Source organism: Microcoleus sp. PH2017_05_CCC_O_A (genome assembly GCF_020738785.1).
Classification (GTDB): domain Bacteria; phylum Cyanobacteriota; class Cyanobacteriia; order Cyanobacteriales; family Microcoleaceae; genus Microcoleus.
Genome location: NZ_JAEQCB010000025.1, coordinates 1 through 19555, shown reverse-complemented (window position 1 = coordinate 19555; position 19555 = coordinate 1). Strand labels below are relative to the sequence as shown.

Below are 19555 nucleotides of genomic sequence, written 5' to 3'. Positions count from 1 at the left end.
CCTGTAAATTGCTCGTTATGGTAGAGCGGGGCAGGGAGAAAGTGGGAGAGTAGGGGAGGGTGGGAGAGTCAATACTCAAGTCAATACTCAACAGTCAACGGTTGAAATGCGTGAGAGTCGATCGACATAACTTAAAATTACCGCGAACAACTGACAGTGGGAGAGTCCCCCAGATTCACTGCGCTGCAAGTCAATTCTTCCACTCTTCAATATAAAAATCAACAGACCTTAGTTAAACCTCCCAAACCGCGGCTTTGCAGTGAATTCTTCCATTATTTAATCTCACATCTAAAATATCCAATCGACCGAGATTTTTTGGTTTCAATCTATCAAAAGACGGATTTTTTTTAACCGCTCGTCGCTGGATAACCTCTATCTGGAGAATGGTTTAGCCGATCGCGCCAATCGAGTACAAATAGGATGTTATATCTCATTTTGTACTCTATGAAACTGAATTATTTTACCAAACGGCTTTCGACTCTCGGGCGCTATCTGGCTGCAACTGTGCTTTGCGTGTCAGCGATGGCATTTGCTTGGCAGGGTGCATTTTTCTCGAACACCGCAGCAATGGCCTCTCTTGCTGTAAGCTCGATCGCAGCAGCAGATATAGGCGATAAAGTTCAAGACAAAGCCAGCACAGATGCCGGAAGAGCCAAGAACTTCATCCGAGATACAGAAGAGAAGGTGAAGGAAACAGCCAAGACAAATGCTGCTAAAGTCGATCGAGCATCAGAAGATGGTAGTGTAGTCGAGCGCAAAGCCAAGAAAGATGCAGCTACAATTGAGAAAAGAGCAGAAGAAGATTCAGCTCGCACACAGAAAGCAGTAGATAACACAAAGAATGCTGTGGAGCGCGCTGTTGACAGTATCAAAGGTGCTTTTAGCAAGTAGAAAATAAATCATACTCAGTAGGTTTGTAGTGAGGACTTTAGTCCTTCTTTTCCCGAGGACTTTAGTCCTCACTACAAACCAAGCTTACGGCGCTCGCTCTCTTCGGACAGGATATTAGGTTTTTTCGCCTTGTCAGGTCGATCGAAACTCAAAACATCGATCTACATTAACCAAAACCCCTACAGTCAGAGTAAAACCCAGGGCGGTTTTATTGTCGTCAGACAAATTAGGTACGTTCTTGCGCTTCAGCGCTCTTTCTAATATTAGCTAAAGAGCGCTGAAGCGCAACAACGTACCTTCAGAGTAAAACCTACCTCAAGCCACTACTTAAAACTGCCGCAAAAATCGTAAATCGCTAGCATAAACCCGGCGAATGTCATCAATTTCATAAAGTACCATAGCGAACCGCTCCACCCCAAAACCGGCTGCAAATCCAGTATACTTTTCTGGATCTAAACCGACTCCTTTAAGAACATTAGGATCTACTACACCGCAGCCCAAAACTTCCAGCCATTTGCCGTTCCACTGCAAATCAACTTCAGCAGAAGGTTCTGTAAACGGAAAGTAACTCGTGCGGAAACGAATCGGCAAATCTTGCCCGAACATTTGTCGCAAAAACTCTTTAATTGTGCCTTTCAAGTCAGTAAATGTCAGATTTTCACCAATAGCTAAAAGTTCAATTTGGTGGAAAACTGCCGCGTGAGTAGCATCAACAGTATCGCGGCGATAAACGCGGCCGGGAGAGACAATCCGAATCGGCGGTTTGTGCTGTTCCATGTAGCGAATTTGCACGGATGATGTCTGAGTCCGCAGCAAGTCGCCACCTGGCAGGTAAAATGTATCTTGCATATCCCGCGCCGGGTGGTCGGGCGGAGTGTTGAGCGCCTCGAAGTTGTAATAATCTGTTTCCATTTCCGGGCCGTTGGCGACGGTGTAGCCGAGGCCGACAAAAATATCGAGAGCGCGGTCTATGACGGCGTTTAAGGGGTGAATTCGACCTTGAGGGCGAAAAATCCCCGGCATGGTAACATCGAGGGTTTCTGAGGCTAATTTGGCTTGAATTTGGGCGGTTTGGAGAGTGGCGCGCTTGTCTTCTAAGTCGGCTTGTAGGGCTTCTTTTACAGTATTGGCGATCGCGCCTACTTTGGGCCGCTGATCTGCCGACAGTTTGCCCATCATGCCTAAAATTTGAGAGAGTTGGCCTTTTTTGCCTAGGTAGCCAAGGCGTAACTGTTCGAGTTGTTCGAGGGTATTCGCACTTGCGATCGCACTTTTGGACTCTTGGCCCAGGGTTTCTAGTTGAGTTTCAATGTCGCTGAGCTGGACAGTCATTTTGATTTTAGATTTTAGGTTTTAGATTTTAGATTGATGGCGATTTTGGGCCAAGCTGAGTTTAGCGCAATTTTGGTGTGGCTGACTTGTAGATTTTAGATTGATCGCTGGGGAGCATCTCATTTTTGTTTGCAAAAAACATTTCTTTTTACAACAGTGCTGTCCCCGCTCGCTTGGTTCTATAAGCAAGCGAGCGGGGACAGCACTGTTAAAAGCAAAACTGAGATGCACCCGGTGGCTGCTTAATGCGTAATAGGTAATAGATAATTGCAAGTAAAACCGATCGCCCTACTTGAATCTAGTTTAAGATTATTCTCAGGCCTCTAAAAATTTCAATGAAACTTTTAATTAGCAACGACGACGGCATCTTTGCACAAGGCATCCGCAGCCTCGCCAACGCTCTCGCCACCGCAGGCCACTCTGTGAGCGTAGTTTGTCCCGACAGAGAGCGCTCCGCTACCGGACACGGCCTTACACTGCACCAACCCATCCGCGCCGAAATTGTCGAATCTGTTTTTGACCCCGCCGTCAAAGCTTGGGCTTGTTCGGGTACTCCCGCCGACTGCGTTAAACTAGCTTTGTGGGCTTTACTTGACAAACCGCCCGATTTTGTCCTTGCTGGCGTCAACCACGGGCCGAATTTAGGCACGGACATCATCTGTTCGGGGACGGTTTCGGCTGCGATGGAAGGAATTATGGAAGGCATTCCCAGCATTGCTTTCAGCCTCGCCAGCTATACTTCGCAGGAATTTGGGCCGGCGGTGGATTTCGCTGTCACCTTGCTACGACAGTTGGAAAAACAGCCAATGCCAAAACCGACACTGTTGAATGTCAACATACCAGCAGTCTCACAAGCAGAAATTACCGGAGTTGCGATCGCCCGTCAAGGCATTCGCCGCTATTTCGACATATTTCAAAAGCGCACCGATCCGCGCGGCAAAACTTATTATTGGCTGGCTGGGGAATTGTTAGAAGATGTGGAAGAAACCTCCGAATCGGCAGTTTGGCATGATATTCCTACAGACGTACAAGCTATTCGCGACAATAAAATTACCGTTACTCCGCTGCAATACAATCTCACCTGTGTTCCCGATTTGCACTCGTTACGAGATTGGCAATTTGAAAGTTTTCCCAAGCAGTGAGCTCCGATCGACCCGATCGCCGCTGTAAACTAGGAATTAAGGATAAAGTGCCTATGAAGGTATATGCCCTAGGCGTTAACGCAGGCTCTCAATTGGTTGTTGGTTTTTTACTCAAGAAAAGCAGTTATGAACGCTCCCACCTATAACACTCATTCTGTCACTTGCCCGATTTGCAACCGTTCCAGCGTCGTGGGCCCAGTCGGAATGGTCAGCGGACTATTCACCTGTCCCCACTGCCATTCTCATATGGTAATTAGCTGGAGCGGCCATTTTGTCCGCGATCCTTTTAGTCTCAAACAACTGACGGTGGGAAAGATGCTCAGGCGCGAGAGCAGGCCGTTAGCTCGCCTTCAGCGGGACTTTGGGCTGGGCAAGCATTTTCCGTTACTGGCAATTTTGGGAAGCGTGGTATTTTTGGGATGTGCGATCGCAGCTACAGAACAATCGCTACCCCGACAGAGTTCATTTCAAGGATTTTTAGAGTGGGTGAGCGGAACTGGCAATTCCCAAGATGTCTCGCGTTAATATTTCAACATAAATTGTGACAGATATTACTGGTAAATATCTATTCCGTTAGGTAGAGATAACGAGAGAATACTTACGCATTCCGACTGCTGGAAACCGGGGTTTTTAGGGTTTTGATTGGCTGTAACGAAGTTTTTTTGTGAAAAACCCGGTTTCTGATTAGGTGTGCCTCAGTTCTAGCATTTTCAACTTATACCAATTCCCAGGAGTAGGGCTACTTTTAAGAATTGTTCAACAGTTGACAGTTGACAGTTGACAGTTGACAGTTTGAGAGCGACCTCTACCTAGAAGGAAGAGGATTGGAGTAATGAATAGTCTGATTTTAATTTCTTCCTCACTCGCTTTCTTGCTTTCAACCAATTCTTTCTGGTAATTTTTCGTTAGTTTCATCTACTTATACTCAGGCTGCGGACTGAAGTCCGCACTACGAACGAATCTTACTGCGGTTAATTGAGCCGGCACGAGATGATTTAATAAATCTTGGATTGATAAATTAACCGCAGATATAGGTAGATAAACGCAGATAAACGCAGATAATTTCAAGAGAGGAGAGTGCATGAATACAATCTTTTTAACTGAGCAATTAATTGAGAAATTCCGCAATTTTTCTAACCGCTGCTTCCAAAATTTCAGGTGACTCAACTAAGGCAAATCGCACGTAGCCTTCTCCTGATTTCCCGAAACCGGCGCCGGGGGATGCTGCGACTCCTGTACTCTGTACTAGCTGAGTGCAAAATTTCACCGAATCCGACGCCCAAGGTGCTGGTAGTTTCGCCCAAACGTACATGGTGGCGGGGGGTACGGGCACTTCCCAGCCGATCGCCCTTAGCGCATTTACAAAGGTATCCCGGCGTTTTCTGAAGGTTTCGACGCTGGTGGTGACGCTATCTTGGGGGCCCGTTAATGCCGCGCTGGCTCCGTTCAAAATCCCTCGATATTGGTTGAAGTCTACTGCGGCTTTTACTTGTCGCAGGGCTGTAATTAGTTCGGGATTGCCGATCGCATATCCAACTCGAAAGCCTCCCATATTGTAGGATTTTGATAGCGTGAAAAACTCGATCGCCACACTCTTATCTCGATCGGCTTGAAAAATCGACGGCGCCATCAATTTACGAAATTCCTGGATATCGGAGGGCGGGCACGCACCATCCACCGCCCCTACGGAATCGTCAAACACCAAATCGACATAGGGGAAATCGTGAACTAAAACGAGCTCGTGTTGGCGACAAAAATTCACTGCTTTCTCAAAAAATGCCAGCGGGGCGATCGCAGTTGTAGGATTGTGAGGATAGCTCAAAACCATCATCTTCGACTGAGCCAAAACAGGCATCGGAATATCTTCAAAAACAGGCAAAAACTGATTTTCTGCTAATATTGGCATCGGGTAAATTTGACCGCCCGCCAAATACACACCTCCCGCGTGGGAAGGATAGCCCGGATCTAGCAGCAAAGCAAAATCTCCGGGGTTGAGCACAGCTAAAGGCATATGCGCGGTGCCTTCTTGGGAACCAATTAGCGGCAGCACTTCTGTTTCGGGATTGACCCAAATCCCAAATTTTTGTTCGTACCAGGAAGCTGCTGCTTCCCGGAAAGAGCGGGTTCCGTTAAACAGTAAATAGCCGTGGGTGCTAGGATCTGATAGGGAATTGGCGATCGCATCTGTAATGTGAGCAGCCGCAGGCAAATCGGAAGAACCCAGAGACAAGTCGATCGCATTTTGTCCGGCGGCTCTTGCTAGAGCTTTTGCCCGATCCATATCGGCAAATACATTAAATTTTAGGGGTTGTAAACGTTTGGCAAATTGCATATTTTTTGTATTTTTCTTGATATTAATCAATCATTTAAAATTGCTGAAAACTGATTATTTTTGATGTTTTTCAGACATTTTTTTTTAACCGCAGAGAGCGCAGAGGGCGCAGAGGAAGAGAGAGATTGAAGAGAAAGGAGAGATGTTGAAAATTTATTGGGGATGGATCTAGTTGTGGGTGGGGAGTTGGAAACTCCCGAATCATTTCAAAATTTTATAAGTGACCTTCTAGCAAACCGAGCAATGTTTGTTTGGTAATAGCTCCTTCGTGGGAAAGGACTACTTCGCCATTTTTAAACAGTCTGAGTGCTGGAACTCCTTCTACTTTATACTGTTTGACAGTAACAGGATTGGGGTCAATTTCCATTTTAACCACTTTTAGGTCGCTGTAGTTGGCAGCCATCCAGTCGATCGAGGGCGCGATGAGTTTGCAAGGCCCGCACCAAGATGCCCAAAAATAGGCAAGCACTGGTTGCTCTGCTTTCAGGACTTCTGTTTCAAATTTTTCGTCGTTAATGACAATTACACTGTTGCTCATGGTTGTACGATGATTTTTCCTGATTATTTTTAAAGCACGGGCGGGCGTTAAACTTGCACCAAATTAAAAGACAGGCACAAAAAACTGTTTCTAATTTTAAAACATCCTGCGAACTTATTGAGTATAAACTCAGGAATGGGGACTGATGGCTAATTCTGTATGGCGTTTAATTCCGCTGCTGTCCGCGTCTGGTAGGGTGCAGATGGCGATCGACAAATGGCTGCTAGAAAAGCATCTAGCGGGGAAAAATCCGCCAACTCTGCGATTTTACACCTGGGCACCGACGGCGATTTCCTTGGGCTACCACCAGCAGCGCTGGCCGGAATTTTGGCAGCAGCTATCTTGGGAGGGACAGCCTCTGGAGTTGGTGAGACGCCCTAGCGGTGGGCGCGCTGTGCTCCACCAAGGGGATTTGACTTATGCAGTTGTGGCGTCGGGATTTGAGAGCAGCCGCTTGAAAGCTTATCACACTATATGCGAGTTTTTGATTGAAGGTTGGCGGGCGATCGGTGTGGATTTGCACTACGGGGAAGCTGGGCGCGGTTACATTCACAATCCCAATTGTTTTGGTACGGCGACGGGTGCGGATTTGGTGACGGTTGATGGCTGCAAGTTAATTGGTAGCGCGCAATTGCGCCGTGGTGATGCTATTTTGCAGCATGGTTCGATGCGTTTGCAGCCGGATATTGGTTTGTTTTCTCAGGTTTTTGGGGAGGAATTAATTCCTGTGAAATTACCTCTATCTGAAGGGAGAGATGATTTGATTGCAACTGTAATTGATGCTTTGAGTGCGGCGGCTTGTCGCTGTTTTGATATTGATTTGGAGGTGCGGCCACTTTCGGAGGAGGAATGGGAGGATATTTGGGAATTGACTCAAAAAAAATCTATTTGTTGATAGCTGAAAGAATTCTATAGAATTTAATCTGTAATCTCCTACAGGTCGATGCCGTGAAATTGTCGATTTTTTTGAGGGATTGTTGGTGGCGACGCACCCTACGAATACTGTTACTAAGAGGGCTGAAGCCCAACAACGTACCTCATCTTTTGGGAACAGCCAAGATGGCCGTTCCACAAAAGATTTTTGGTATCATGCTTGTGGGGTGGGCGCTCTTGGCAACACCCAAAAAGTTAAATTTAAATGCTGTAGAGCTTATGGTTTTGGCTCAGTTTGCACTTGGACGATCGGCTGTTTGGCAATTTTGGTCAATTTCACTGCATCTAGCAAGCTTTCCCAATCAGCATCCAGCATTGTATCCGAAGGGCGATCGCGACGAGCAGCAGCTAAATTGCTGAGAGCATCTTGCCAAATCCCATTTTCAGCATAAATAGCTGTTTTCCGCCGCGGATCTGCCTTTTCTAATTCACTGCGGATATCTGCACTGAGATCAACTCGCCGTATAGTACCAATTTCGAGCAGATCGGCAGATCTCTCTTCAGCCTCGCAAATCACTGTAAAATTCCAAGTGTATTTTTTGCCTACTTCCAAGGGAGGCACATTCTTGTTAGCGGGGATACTAACGCCGATTACTCCTGATAAATTGGCAACTTTGAGAGTCTGTTTATAAATCTGCTTGCCGCTTGGATCTAGTAGGATAAATTCGGCTGATTCCGCCCTTGTTGGAGGCAAGTAGAAAAAGAATGTTGGATATTCGGAAACAGTTCGTGAGATTTTATTTTGAGGGACTAAGCCTGTGAGATTTATTGCATTTAGCTCGCTGTTGCGACAGTTACCGCGCGTCGTCGATCTGGGCGATCGAGGGGGCGATTGCTCCATATCTTCACGGGGCTGAGCGAAGCGCGGCCCTCCCGGTACAGTATTGCGCGGCTGGCCCACATTATCTGGCGTTGGCTGTCCCACACTTGCAAATTGGCAAGCATTAAATGCTCCTATCAACAATATGGAACTAAAGACGAGGGATTTTAGTGTAAATTTAGTCATTTTTTTTCTAGGATTTGCATGATGTTTGTAAGATATGTTGTCTATTTTTACTTGGACGATCTTTCTCCTCCCAAGACGCGATAGACATTAACTTTTTGCTCCCTGCCTTTTAAAGGTAAAGCTCCCCAAGATTCTACCTCAAATTTTCCTTGAATATGCACTAAGGTTTCTTCGGCAATTAAAATGCGGCAGGTGTCCTCTTGCCGATCTTTTTCACAGCTTTCCAGGCGAGAAGCGATATTGACACTATCACCGATTACTCCATATTCTAAACGGGTTTTGCCTCCCAAACTGCCCACCATTATCGGCCCTGTAAAAATTCCGACTCGCATTTTTGCCGACGGCAAACCGCGATCGATCCAACTTTGATTCAGGGCTGGTAAGCACGCACTTATAGCTAGGGCGCAAGATACCGCAAGGCGAGCATCTTCGGCAATTTCTTCGGGAGTTGTGCGGGGGATAGGAACACCAAATACAGCCAGCATTCCATCTCCGGTAAATTTATTAATCACCCCTTGATGTTTTTGCACTTCCTCGGCCATTGCTGATAAATATTCATTTAACCAAGGCATTACTACTTCTGGGGATAATTTTTCGGAAATAGTGCTAAAACCCTGCAAGTCTGTCAGGATCATTGTAGCAGTTAGTCTTTGCCCCGGCAATAGGCCCGACTGGAGGAGATGGACGCGCTCTTTCCACAGGGCATTGGCGATCGCCGGTGAGGTTTGCTGTCCTAATAATTTCATCACAATTTCTTGCTGCTGCTTTGACTGCTGGTACTTGTATGTGATTACAACTGCTGGGGCGATCAAAAATGCTAGTGTCGGTGAGGCCAGTGATATCCACCCCTGTTGAGTGAATAGAAAAAATGTGAATCCCCATAATATGCCGCTAAGTGCGATCGCGCTGACTATGAAATTGATCGTATTTTCTAGCCGCCAAGCTAAACAGCCGCCAACTGCTCCCCAAACAGCTATCCAGAGCATTTCTTGCCATTCATCCCAAAACCAAAATAGATTTTTGCCATCTAAAGCTGCGTTAATAATTTGGCTAGTTGCCGCTGCATGAATAAAGACTCCAGGCATCATGCGGTTGTCGCTGGCAGTGGCGCTGTAAGGGGTAGAAAAGACATCTTTTGTAGTTGGGGCTGTAACCCCGATTATCACTATTTTACCCTTCACCAATTCGGGGTCTAGTTTTCCCTCCAAAACTTGAGTGAGTGTCACGGTTTTTGCCGTATTTTCAGGAGAGCGATAATTGAGCAAGATTTGATAGCCTCCAGTGTCAATTGTCTGATAACCTCCTGAGTCCGATCGCAGTCGCGAAAAGACTGTGTTTCCTGCTTTTATTTCTTGATCTTTTGTGAGTGTTGAAGGAATTTTTTTACTGTCAATATATTTGAAAGCCAGCCGGAGCGCAAATGAGCTGAGAGTGGATTGTCCGTTGGAACGAAAGATCAAGCTCCGGCGAATTATGCCGTCTGGATCGATTACTAAATCGTTAAATCCTATCCGTGCTTTGGGTATGTTGGGAGGTGGTAGAGCGCGATCGTACTCTGACTTGCCGATGAAAGTAATCGGGATGAGTTTGGGGTTTGTGAATTGAGCTGCCAATTCTGCGTTTCCTGGTTCGTAGGGGATATCGCGGATTATATCCAGACCAATAGCGACGGGTTCGAGACGCGCTATGGAGGCGATCGCCTTCGCTAAAACTCCATCAGAGATTGGCCATTTCTTAAAAGTATGAATGTCCAGTTCTGTGACTGTCACTACTAGCAACCTCGGGTCAGGGCCTGCATCGGGGCGCAACTGTACCATCAAGTCAAAAGCCTTCAATTCCAAGGGCTGCAACCAACCTAAATGTCGCACTCCTAAGAGAGTTCCTGTCACGACAATGCAGGTGACGGCAAGAGGTTGTAAATCAGCGAAGGGTAAGGAAAAACTTAACTTTTTCCAACTACAACGTTTCTCTCCCAATTGATGAAATATCTTAAAAAGATTGGGCATAAGAATTTTTGTTTTAACCATCTTGGACAAAAAAATGTGCTATGTAGGCGGTCATAATTAACAGAACAATACCGTGGGTCATAAGTTCCTGACAGCAAGGAAATTAGCTTTTTAGGTTGAGTTTATTTATGCACGCCTATTTAGCAGAAATAATTGGTTTAAAGCCTCTCCCCCCATCGGGATAACTTTAAAAAAAGAAGACTATTCATTATTCCAATTCTCTTCCTTCTAGGTAGATGTCGCTATCAAGCTATCAAGCTATCAAGCTATCAAGCTGTCAACTGTCAACTGTCAACTGTCAACTGAATGAAACCTGAAATTGTGACTAATCTGGATTATTGATGCCCCATTTTAAATTAATTTTCTTGTACGGTTTTAGCGATCGCACTTAACTGCAATCCCAGGGGATAACTGTTTTCTTCTTTGCTGTGCTTGATATCAGCTTCGGAAATCTTGGGTTTGAGGTATTTTGCCATAACTTTCATCACGTCGCCCCGATCGATCGTCCCTACGACTGCACCAATGGACGAAAGGACGAGGATTCGCGGGAGTTGGCGGGCTTCCATGCTGTTAATTACTTCTGCAATGGATGCTTTTTCGGAGACTGTGGGGGTTTTTTCCAGGGGTTGCAAAATGTTGTGCAAAGTCTGAATTTGCCACTGACTGCGCTCTGTGCAGCGGATATCGTCGATCGACACTAAGCCCAAATCCCGCCCGTTGGTCGCAGCGATGTAAAATGGAAAGGGATTGACTTCTAGCAAATAGCGATCGGCAAATTCTCGCAAACTCAAATTTGCATCGACAACTCGAAACTCGCGGCTCATTGCATCGGCGGCCTTAGTTTTGAGCAGCGCTTCTTGCAACGAAGTAAAGCGACTGTAGCTACTAGCATTCCGAATCGCAAACCAGCCGATCAGCGCCATCCACAAACCGCCGTACTGGCGCGCTAACAAACATAAACTGACACCGAAAGCAACAGCCAACCAACCCAAAATTTGTCCTGTTTTTGCAGCCCAACGCACGCCGGCAAATCGAGAACCAGTGATTTTCCAAATTGCTGCTTTTAAAACTTGTCCTCCGTCCAAAGGCAGCCCGGGAATCAAGTTAAATAATCCCAAAACTAGATTGATTACTGCTACTTTTTCTGTAATAATTGATAGCAAACTTGTCTGGGGGAAAACTTGAGAACCCAAACCGAGGATTAAAAACAGCGCAAAGCTGACGAGAGGGCCAGCAATAGCTACTTGAAAAGCTTGACCCGGAGTTTTTGATTCAGAGTCGATCGAAGCTACTCCGCCAAATAAGAATAGAGTAATAGAATTAACTTTAATGCCTTGCGACATCGCCGCCAAGCTGTGCCCTAATTCGTGCAACAGTACGGAAGCAAATAGTAGCAAAGCTATTGCGAACCCGGCACTCCAGGAGAGCGCAGATCCCCACAATCGGTAACTGCTGGCATATTCGCGGGTTGCTAGGGCTAAAATTATAAACCACGAATAATCTATTAGTAGCGGGATGCCAAATAAAGAGCCGATTCGCCAACCTGTCTGCATGAAAGTTTCCTGGGAAAGGAGAGGAAGAATGAATTTCTATTATATCTTTTCAAACCCTTGCCTTTCCCAAACCGTGATTTTTAAAGCACTCCGGCGTTACCCAAGCCCAAGATTACTCCTGCCCCGAGCAAGTGGCCCAAGCTGGTTGTGGCCAGCAATTCTGGGATGCCGAAGCCTTTGAACATTCCAGGGACTGCAACGGGTAAAGCTGGGCCCTTGCCTCGGTTTTGTTTGTTGATGCCGTAGTAGCCGATCGCGATCGCCAGCAAGTTGCATATAATCATTGTCAGTCCTACCATTGGTGTCCACTCCACCGTTAAGGCAGTGGCAGATGGTACGGCTAACAGCAAAGATGAGTTAATCATGTTTATATGCTCCGGATTTCACAGATTAATTGATTTAGAAAATTATAAAAAGTATTTTGCATTAAACTAAGATTTGTTTTAATAGTTAACAATTCGTTTATATTTTGATACAAATTCAGCACAGAGGAAAAAGAGTGCGGGTAAAAATTTGCGGAATCACTAAATTAGACCAGGGAATGGCGATCGCCCGTTTGGGAGCCCAAGCTTTGGGGTTTATCTGCGTACCCGCTTCCCCGCGCTATGTCAGCCCCGAAACCATTCGCCTGATTGTCGAACAGTTGCCGAAAAATGTCGATCGCATTGGCGTGTTTGCAAATACCACAATAGAAAATATCTGTCAAGTAACGGCAGAGTCAAATTTAAGTGGGGTGCAACTGCACGGAGATGAAACAGCGGAATATTGCGATCGGCTGCGCGAGTTTTTGCCGGGAATTGAAATTATCAAAGCTTTGAGAGTTAAGAGTCATGAAACGTTAGCCACCGCTGCAATTTACGCCCTGCGTGTCGATACTTTACTGTTGGATGCTTACCATCCGGCTCAACTTGGCGGTACTGGCAAAACTATAGATTGGATGATGTTAGCAGAGTTTAAACCAGCTTGTCCTTGGCTGCTGGCGGGCGGCTTAACACCGGATAATATTTTAAATGCGATCGATCGCGCGATCGGCAATAACTTCAGCGGTGTTGACCTTTCGAGCGGCGTAGAAATAGCGCCGGGAGATAAAGATTTGACCAAAGTTGCTCAGTTATTCGATCGATTAAAAGCTTTAAAATAAACGGTAGTATCTCATTGTTGTAAAAAGCATTTTTTGTGTTTGAGTGCTGTCCCCGCTCGCTTGTTGATAGAACCAAGCGAGCGGGGACGCTCGCACTATAAAAGCAAAAACTGAGATGCTTCCTTTTCTCTCTTTATTCTCGCTTCTTCCCTTCGACTTGCTAGCACGCCGCCTCACCCACGCTTTTTCAACTATTCCCGATTTCACCGATTGGCTGGTTGTAGCTCTGCTGGTGCTAGTTTATAGCGCGATCGCACTTCCCATCGGTTTTTGGTCGGGATTTCTGAAAGTAGACGTGCAAACCTCCGGGCCGATAATTGCGGGAGTGCTCGCGGGCTGTTTGTTAACTCCGGGGCTGACTGAGGAAGTTTTTTTCCGCGTGTTAATGCTCCCGCACGCTTTTGAGAATGCTTCTGGGCTAATGCTGTGGTTTTGGGGATGCTCCAGTTTGGTGCTGTTTGTAGCTTACCACCCGCTCAACGCGCTGACTTTTTATCCGATCGGTCGATCGACCTTTATCAGAAAAATGGGTTTAAAACCCCGTCCTTTTAGGACGGCTTTGTGCTAAAATAGAGAAGTCTACAGGCTCAAGACACGTTGAAATAGCTACGATGAGAGCGTACCTAGACAGTTCCGAGGGGCAATGTTTAACTACATCCCTGAAGACAATAAGCTTTAGGCTTGAGTACAATGAAACATAGTCGCCACAGGGCATTGGGAGACTCTAAACGGACGCAGAGCGAGGGTAAGACTACTTCGGTAGCACATTGCTGTGAAGCGTCAAGGAATCCTCGCTCCTTCAGGACGAGGAGGTATGTCAAGAATCCCGTGTTTTTGCTACTCGCCGCTGTTTTGGGAGTAGCGTGCTCCATCGCATACCTGCTCATCGGTTCCATCTGGCCTGCGGTGGTGATTCACTGGCTGGGAGTGACAGTCTGGCTGCTGCTCTTGGGCGGTTACAAGAGGCTATATGGGTGAATTACCCAACTCTCACCTTGCGGTAGAGAGTGGGCTTCCAGCTTCCACCGCAACAGCATCCGAAAGAACCGAGATTCTTCCGGGTTGACTTACATTGCGTCCACTGGCAGTAGCGCTGATTCCCAACGCCAAAAACCGCAAGCCTTCGTCTCTAATGTTTAGCGCTGCGTTGATATCTCTATCATTCACAGAATCACACTTAGGACATTTCCATTGGCGTATTTTCAAATTCATTTTAGAAACTTTGAACAAGCAATGGTTACAAGTTTTGGAGCTAGGAAAGAATCGGTCAATCTCTAAATAGACCTTGCCTTCTGCCTCGGCTTTATACTTAAGCATTGTTCCAAACATTCCCCAGCCAGCATCATAGATAGCTTTGGCTAGGCAATGGTTTCTTACCATTCCTTTGATATTTAGATCTTCTACTACAATTACTTGGTTTTCGTTGACTATCTTGCGGGATAGCTTGTGCAGAAAATCCTCACGCACTCTTTTGATTTTAGAATTCACCTTGGCTACTAACTTCCGGGCTTTATTCCGTCGGTTACTGCCTTTGACTTTTCGGTTTAGCTTCTGTTGCTTGCGCTTCAGATTTTTACGATGTTTAGCGGTTGCTCTAGGATGCTTGTACTTAGAGCCGTCAGACGTGACCAAGAAATCAGTTAGCCCAACATCTAAGCCAATTGCTTTTCCTTCGATATTAGCATCTGGAGTGCCAATTTTATCATCAACAAGTACCGATGCAAAATACGAACCATCTCGATTTTGGGATACCGTTACAGTTTTGATCGTGCCATCATACTGGCGATGAATCTTGGCTTTGACTTCACCAATAATCGGAAATTTTATAGTGCTCTCCAGAATTTTCACATTCTGGGGATAGCTGACAGATTGCCTGTTGTGCTTGGATTTGAAGCTAGGAAACCCACCACGTTTCTCAAAGAAGTTTTTGTAAGCAGTTGATAGATTCAGTGCTACTACTTGCAAGCTTTGTGAGTATGCCCCATCTTTCAACCAAGGGTATTCCTTCTTGAGCGCTGGTAGCATACCTTGAATAGCCAATCTGCTCAATCCCTTACCAGTTTCCTTGTAGGTTACTTGGCTCTTATTCAAACTATAGTTCCAAAACCATCGACAACAGCCAAAAGCACCAGCAAAATACTGTTGCTGGTGGGCGCTGGGATAGATTCGGAACTTGTAAGCTTTCGGCATTTATCAGCTATCGGTGTTTATGGTAAAAGATTAACACAAGGATTTTGCCGTTGTCAATAAGTTGGCTTGTTTTCTCATCCAGCCTCAAACCTCAAACGCTGCGTGTTATGCGGCTCGGCTGTAATCGTCAACTCGCTCGCCTTTGATCCCGACGCTCACGGATTGTACAGGTAGAGCGCGGGACTTCCCGGCTGTATGGTTAAATTGTAAAAAGTCCAGCATCACTATATTTTCCGGAGGAGCTCAGTTGTGGAAATCATAGGAGCGATCGTAGGTTTTTTGGCGGGGATAGCAGCGGCTTACTGGTTAGTGGAAAAGCGGTTGCACAAGCAAAAGCAAGAACACTTGCTGCAAACTCGCAGAATAGCTCAGGATATAGAACTAGCTCAGATATCTCGAATGCAACAAACTACCGAATCTCCACACCGAGAAGGAGAAGATCGGTTTAGAAGCGCTACTGTTGAACACGAAAATTTACTCAGACAAGTTACAACTCAATACGAAAATCAGATTCAACAAGTTGCGACTCAATACGAAAATCGACTCCAACAAGTTTTAGCAGAACGCGATCGGCTCCAACAAGTTGCAGGCGCCCACGAGCAGCAGATGCGACAATTCACCCAGGAATTAGAGGCCGCTCACAATGCTAGGCTTCAGGAAAATATACAATCTTTGCAAGCCGAACACGAACGTCATATACTCACACTTTCTGACGAATTGCATGACAGTTATCAAGCTCAGATGGATGAACATTTTCAAAACCTGCAAAAACAACACGAAATTCAATTGAGACAAGCTGCCTCGCAATATGGGAACAGCGAAGTTGACATACAATCAACGACGGAGGCTTTGCAACAGCAATACGAAAGTCAGTTGCAAGCCGCTCACGAGCAGTTTCAAGCTCGCGAAGCTCAGATGCAAGCTACTATCAGGTCTTTGCAAGAGCAATACGAGAGTAATGTACAACAACAAGAAATCCCGGAGCAACAGTTCAGTCAGTTAAATCCAACAGAATTTACATCGGATTTACCACAACAAGAAGTTTGGCAAGAAGAACCATCAAGTGAGTTCAATCAACCTGAGTTCAATCAACCTGAGTTCAATCAACCTGAAGTTGAACAAGAGTTAAATTACACAGAATTTTCCGAACCACAATCAATTGATTTAGAACAACTCGAAATCAGACAAACGCTTGAATCTCCCAGACAAACACCAAACTACTCATCGGTGGCGCAGTTGATGGGATGCGTTCAAAGTCAGGACACAGAAACTCGCAAATTTGCAGCGTCTGCTTTAGGTAAAATGGGTGCGGCTAATGCTTTGAGAACCGACGGTCAGCGAGCCATAGAAACCTTGGGTAAATTAGCTCAAGATTTCAACCCGGAAGTGCGCGAAGCTGCTGTGGAAGCACTAGCAATGATTAAGTCTGAAAAAGTGATTCCGCTCTTGCAAAGAGCTTTGCGAGATACAGATAGCGGTGTGGCCAAATCGGCAAGTGCGGCGCTCAATAAGTTTAAGTTTTACCCGCGCACTCCGGCGGTGAAACCGAAACTGATGGATATCAAGAAACCAAAGCGTTAAGCAGTTACGAGCCTAAATATAGCAATTTTCAATTGCCTAAAACAAATTAGGTACGTTGTTGCGCTTCAGCGCTCTTCATAAATATCAGGAAAGAGCGCTGAAGCGCAACAACGTACCTTTGTACCTTTATCGTCAACTGTCAACGAAGAGGGCGGGCACGGGGGCACCGCCCCTACAACTATCAACTATTTAAAATCGCTGTTTTGTACCGAGTACAAATTTGATTTCCCCGTCATCGCTGACACCCATATCCAAGCGAATTAATCCCAAGGACGATCGCACTCTAACACCCAAACCAACACCCGCCCCAGTCCCAGGTTTATCCCTGACTACCGCCGGTTTTCCCAACACGCTGTCACCCGTTCCCAAATCCGACGCAAAATCAACAAATATCACGCCACCCACATCCCTACCAACCGGAAACCGATACTCGCCGGAAGCCAAAAAATAACTCCGCCCGCTGCCAATTTCCCCGCCGTCGTAACCCCGCACAGAATTGCGGCCGCCCAGGCGAAACGCTTCCGTCGGTGGCAAATCTCCAATTACCGTCCCCCCTTGCAGATTAAAAGCCAACATTTCTGGCAAAGCTTCCGACTCGCTGATGCCCAGCAAAGTTACTGGTACATATTGTATATAATTTGCTAGCAGTCGGTTGCTCACAATGTTGCCGCGTCCGAGAGGTATCGACTGTTCTGTACTGAGGCTGAGAATCGAGCCGCTGGTTGGGTTGAATGGATTGTTTCGCCGATCGAGCGTAGCGCCAAAAGAAACAGTATACAATTCGTCAACGCCCGCACCGCTGAATGTGAGAGGATTGCCGAGTACGTCCCGGCGGGCAAGATTTAAATTGCGATCGCGCGTGCTGATATTGGTATAATTCAGTCCCAAAGTTCCCCGCCAATCGCCCAAAGGCCGCGTAACAGCGAGATTTCCGCCCATCCGAATTTCTCGAACTCGATCGCCATTGGGCAAATTAATATCCTTGTTGAAAATTTCCGAGATTCTGCGATCGCCAAAAGCTCTCACACTGTATCCCAAACGGTCATCGGCCGCAACGTAAGGGCTGACAAACCGCACATCGTACTCCACACCTCGGAGGCTGGGCTGAATTTCCACCGACAACCGCTGGCCGTTTGTGCCGAATGTACGATCGACATAGGAAAGAGGAACAGCCACACCAACATCATCACTCAAAGTGACACTCGCCCCAACAGAACGAGCCGATCGCTCTTCGACATTGTAAATTACATTAATATCCGTCCCAACTTCTTCAGTAGAAACCGTCACCTTGTCAAACAATCCCAACTGTTGCAACTGTTGTAAATCGAGTTGTACAACTTGCTGGCTGTAATTATCCCCCGCCTTAAGTTTGAGCTCGCCTCGGATAAAATCTTCCGAAATTCTCCCCTTAATCGGATTCCCTTTTTTATCAACAGCTTCGCCTCGGGAATTAACAAAGCGAATTTTCACCTCTGCAACGTAAACGCCCTCAACATTTCTCCCTTGACTGATTGGTAGAGTACCGCCTAGCTGTTGCGCGTTGCCGTTGACTGCTTCCGGGATTTCGGCTTTGGTGGCGATCGTCCCCGCAGTTGGTAACAGAGATGTAAAATCTTTATGGCGATCGTCCTGGGCTGAGGGCGATCGAACTTCAGGAGCAACAGCAATCTCATCAGATGTTGGCAAATCCCGCACAATTGCACTCACCTCATCCGATTGATGAGAACTTAAGACTGAAACCGATAATAAATGTCGCTTGTAGTCGAGTCTAGATCCCCCTAAATCCCCCTTAATAAGGGGGACTTTGAGAATATCTCTTGTCCCCCCCTGATTAAGGGGGACTTTGAGAATATCTCTTGTCCCCCCCTGATTAAGGGGGGTTAGGGGGGATCGAAACTCGGCTACAAACAAGAGAGACGGTGGGTTTGACGTTAAGTTATCACCAATTACCTCATCCTCCTCCCTCTGCGCCCTTGTGGAATAGGCGTCTCGCCTGTCAACTTCTCCGCTTCCTTCTCTAACCTCCACCTCACTCGGTACGACTGTCGCATCGATCGCCCGCGCCGCCAATTCCCCACCAGCCACCGCCGCCAAACTCAAAAATGCAATAATCGGAATTCGCATAAACATAAAACTAAAGCATACTCAACGCATCTTACCCAAAACCGCGTCTCCTGCCTATTCCGCGAAAAGAAACCCGATATTTTTGAAGATACCGGGTTTCTGGGATGATGAAACTTGGGGAAAAATCGATCGTGGGCGATCGTAACAATTGGGAAACCGAAAAATTCTTTAAAGAGATTGGCGAGAAACACGCTTCTCAAAATGAGCCTGAGTCTGCTGCAACAGTTGTTCGCGGCTGTCCTTAGCAGTAGTAATCGTAGGGAGCAAATTTCGAGCTTGTAAAGTCATGTGAAGCTGTAGGTGTGCTACGTACTCACTGACATCTTCGCGCAGGGAGCAAGCCGGGTAACGTTTTAAAGTAGAGTTCAAAGTGTTCTCCTGCTTTGAGTTTGCAGTATTTTTGAAATAATAATAGAGACTATCACGCTCTATTTCTAATTCTGTACTCTGTAATGAAGTTTAACCTTTGGACTGCTCTTTTGTTACAATTATTTACAAGTATTGCTTAAATTAAGTAAATCCACCTCATTAAAAGTAAAATGCCGATCGCGCTCAAGCCTGCCGTGTATATCTTCTTCCTTCTCTCACGACAATAAAAAAAGCCCTCTTCCTTCTTCCCTCTTCCCTCTTTTTACCTAGAGCGAAGCCGAAGGGCACTGTTCCCTCTTCCTTCTTCCTTCTTCCTTCTTCCCTCTTCCCTCTTCCCTCTTCCCTCTTCCTTCTTCCCTCTTCCTTCTTCCTTCTTCCTTCTGATCAGGAGTCGATCGCCCATGCAGTCTCAAGCAG

General features: G+C 46.3%; 18 protein-coding genes. 8 read left to right on the top strand and 10 right to left on the bottom strand.

Annotation, left to right across the window (positions count from 1 at the left end; all coding sequences use genetic code 11):
* Positions 1 to 444 precede the first annotated feature (444 nt).
* The gene (locus JGK20_RS07960; protein WP_293177849.1) at positions 445 to 891 is read left to right on the top strand and encodes a hypothetical protein; all 447 of its coding nucleotides are present in this window, start codon (positions 445 to 447) and stop codon (positions 889 to 891) included.
* Positions 892 to 1218: 327 nt separating this feature from the next.
* Here JGK20_RS07960 and pheS read toward each other — a convergent pair whose 3' ends face one another.
* The gene (gene pheS / locus JGK20_RS07955; protein WP_293204838.1) at positions 1219 to 2223 is read right to left on the bottom strand and encodes a phenylalanine--tRNA ligase subunit alpha; all 1005 of its coding nucleotides are present in this window, start codon (positions 2221 to 2223) and stop codon (positions 1219 to 1221) included.
* Between the two features lie 335 nt (positions 2224 to 2558).
* On the opposite strand from pheS, the gene surE reads away from it, so the two are divergent.
* Positions 2559 to 3365: a 5'/3'-nucleotidase SurE gene (surE, locus tag JGK20_RS07950; protein WP_293177843.1), complete on the top strand. Its 807-nt coding sequence runs from the start codon at positions 2559 to 2561 to the stop codon at positions 3363 to 3365.
* Between the two features lie 126 nt (positions 3366 to 3491).
* Positions 3492 to 3890 carry a hypothetical protein gene (locus JGK20_RS07945; RefSeq protein WP_293193473.1) on the top strand — a complete coding sequence of 133 codons (399 nt, stop codon included), beginning with the start codon at positions 3492 to 3494 and terminating at the stop codon, positions 3888 to 3890.
* Between the two features lie 583 nt (positions 3891 to 4473).
* On the opposite strand, the gene JGK20_RS07940 is transcribed toward JGK20_RS07945, so the two are convergent.
* Positions 4474 to 5697: an LL-diaminopimelate aminotransferase gene (locus JGK20_RS07940; protein ID WP_293229999.1), complete on the bottom strand. Its 1224-nt coding sequence runs from the start codon at positions 5695 to 5697 to the stop codon at positions 4474 to 4476.
* A 214-nt stretch (positions 5698 to 5911) separates the two neighbouring features.
* The gene (locus JGK20_RS07935) at positions 5912 to 6235 is read right to left on the bottom strand and encodes a thioredoxin family protein (RefSeq protein WP_293196559.1); all 324 of its coding nucleotides are present in this window, start codon (positions 6233 to 6235) and stop codon (positions 5912 to 5914) included.
* 145 nt (positions 6236 to 6380) lie between these two features.
* Here JGK20_RS07935 and JGK20_RS07930 point away from each other — a divergent pair, with 145 nt between their 5' ends.
* Positions 6381 to 7130: a biotin/lipoate A/B protein ligase family protein gene (locus JGK20_RS07930; RefSeq protein WP_293193475.1), complete on the top strand. Its 750-nt coding sequence runs from the start codon at positions 6381 to 6383 to the stop codon at positions 7128 to 7130.
* Positions 7131 to 7385: 255 nt separating this feature from the next.
* On the opposite strand, the gene JGK20_RS07925 is transcribed toward JGK20_RS07930, so the two are convergent.
* The 4 genes from JGK20_RS07925 to psaK form a co-directional block, all read right to left on the bottom strand.
* Positions 7386 to 8174, bottom strand: a complete 789-nt coding sequence (locus JGK20_RS07925) for a DUF928 domain-containing protein (protein ID WP_293177831.1) — start codon at positions 8172 to 8174, stop codon at positions 7386 to 7388.
* A gap of 47 nt (positions 8175 to 8221) precedes the next feature.
* A complete protein-coding gene (locus JGK20_RS07920; RefSeq protein WP_293196561.1) occupies positions 8222 to 10180 on the bottom strand; it encodes an adenylate/guanylate cyclase domain-containing protein in 1959 nt (652 codons plus the stop codon).
* 356 nt (positions 10181 to 10536) lie between these two features.
* Positions 10537 to 11733 (bottom strand): site-2 protease family protein, encoded by a 1197-nt coding sequence (locus JGK20_RS07915; RefSeq protein WP_293196563.1) that lies wholly within the window; start codon positions 11731 to 11733, stop codon positions 10537 to 10539.
* 80 nt (positions 11734 to 11813) lie between these two features.
* On the bottom strand, positions 11814 to 12098 hold the full coding sequence (psaK, locus tag JGK20_RS07910) for a photosystem I reaction center subunit PsaK (RefSeq protein ID WP_293177824.1): 285 nt from the start codon (positions 12096 to 12098) through the stop codon (positions 11814 to 11816).
* A 134-nt stretch (positions 12099 to 12232) separates the two neighbouring features.
* Here psaK and JGK20_RS07905 point away from each other — a divergent pair, with 134 nt between their 5' ends.
* From JGK20_RS07905 to JGK20_RS07895, 3 genes are all read left to right on the top strand, one after another.
* On the top strand, positions 12233 to 12874 hold the full coding sequence (locus JGK20_RS07905) for a phosphoribosylanthranilate isomerase (RefSeq protein ID WP_293196565.1): 642 nt from the start codon (positions 12233 to 12235) through the stop codon (positions 12872 to 12874).
* 115 nt (positions 12875 to 12989) lie between these two features.
* Positions 12990 to 13442, top strand: coding sequence for a CPBP family intramembrane metalloprotease (locus JGK20_RS07900; protein ID WP_293193478.1), 453 nt, complete (start codon positions 12990 to 12992; stop codon positions 13440 to 13442).
* A gap of 260 nt (positions 13443 to 13702) precedes the next feature.
* Complete coding sequence (locus JGK20_RS07895) at positions 13703 to 13852, top strand: hypothetical protein (RefSeq protein ID WP_293177818.1); 150 nt, start codon at positions 13703 to 13705, stop codon at positions 13850 to 13852.
* A 12-nt stretch (positions 13853 to 13864) separates the two neighbouring features.
* Here the strand turns inward: JGK20_RS07895 and JGK20_RS07890 are convergent, their stop codons facing one another.
* Positions 13865 to 15064 carry an RNA-guided endonuclease TnpB family protein gene (locus JGK20_RS07890; protein WP_293229996.1) on the bottom strand — a complete coding sequence of 400 codons (1200 nt, stop codon included), beginning with the start codon at positions 15062 to 15064 and terminating at the stop codon, positions 13865 to 13867.
* Between the two features lie 249 nt (positions 15065 to 15313).
* Between JGK20_RS07890 and JGK20_RS07885 the strand changes: the two genes are divergently transcribed.
* Entirely contained in the window at positions 15314 to 16645 is a 1332-nt protein-coding gene (locus tag JGK20_RS07885; RefSeq protein WP_293187178.1) for a HEAT repeat domain-containing protein, read from the top strand.
* A gap of 189 nt (positions 16646 to 16834) precedes the next feature.
* Here JGK20_RS07885 and JGK20_RS07880 read toward each other — a convergent pair whose 3' ends face one another.
* Complete coding sequence (locus JGK20_RS07880) at positions 16835 to 18769, bottom strand: BamA/TamA family outer membrane protein (protein WP_293226061.1); 1935 nt, start codon at positions 18767 to 18769, stop codon at positions 16835 to 16837.
* A 168-nt stretch (positions 18770 to 18937) separates the two neighbouring features.
* A complete protein-coding gene (locus tag JGK20_RS07875) occupies positions 18938 to 19138 on the bottom strand; it encodes a hypothetical protein (RefSeq protein WP_293155365.1) in 201 nt (66 codons plus the stop codon).
* Positions 19139 to 19555: the final 417 nt, after the last annotated feature.

Coding starts and splice junctions, on each gene's coding strand:
- JGK20_RS07945 (WP_293193473.1), top strand. CDS start 3,492: ATGAACGCTCCCACCTATAACACTCATTCTGTCACTTGCCCGATTTGC.
- JGK20_RS07890 (WP_293229996.1), bottom strand. CDS start 15,064: ATGCCGAAAGCTTACAAGTTCCGAATCTATCCCAGCGCCCACCAGCAA.
- JGK20_RS07935 (WP_293196559.1), bottom strand. CDS start 6,235: ATGAGCAACAGTGTAATTGTCATTAACGACGAAAAATTTGAAACAGAA.
- JGK20_RS07880 (WP_293226061.1), bottom strand. CDS start 18,769: ATGCGAATTCCGATTATTGCATTTTTGAGTTTGGCGGCGGTGGCTGGT.
- JGK20_RS07920 (WP_293196561.1), bottom strand. CDS start 10,180: ATGCCCAATCTTTTTAAGATATTTCATCAATTGGGAGAGAAACGTTGT.
- psaK (WP_293177824.1), bottom strand. CDS start 12,098: ATGATTAACTCATCTTTGCTGTTAGCCGTACCATCTGCCACTGCCTTA.
- JGK20_RS07915 (WP_293196563.1), bottom strand. CDS start 11,733: ATGCAGACAGGTTGGCGAATCGGCTCTTTATTTGGCATCCCGCTACTA.
- JGK20_RS07930 (WP_293193475.1), top strand. CDS start 6,381: ATGGCTAATTCTGTATGGCGTTTAATTCCGCTGCTGTCCGCGTCTGGT.
- pheS (WP_293204838.1), bottom strand. CDS start 2,223: ATGACTGTCCAGCTCAGCGACATTGAAACTCAACTAGAAACCCTGGGC.
- JGK20_RS07900 (WP_293193478.1), top strand. CDS start 12,990: ATGCTTCCTTTTCTCTCTTTATTCTCGCTTCTTCCCTTCGACTTGCTA.
- JGK20_RS07960 (WP_293177849.1), top strand. CDS start 445: ATGAAACTGAATTATTTTACCAAACGGCTTTCGACTCTCGGGCGCTAT.
- JGK20_RS07940 (WP_293229999.1), bottom strand. CDS start 5,697: ATGCAATTTGCCAAACGTTTACAACCCCTAAAATTTAATGTATTTGCC.
- JGK20_RS07925 (WP_293177831.1), bottom strand. CDS start 8,174: ATGACTAAATTTACACTAAAATCCCTCGTCTTTAGTTCCATATTGTTG.
- surE (WP_293177843.1), top strand. CDS start 2,559: ATGAAACTTTTAATTAGCAACGACGACGGCATCTTTGCACAAGGCATC.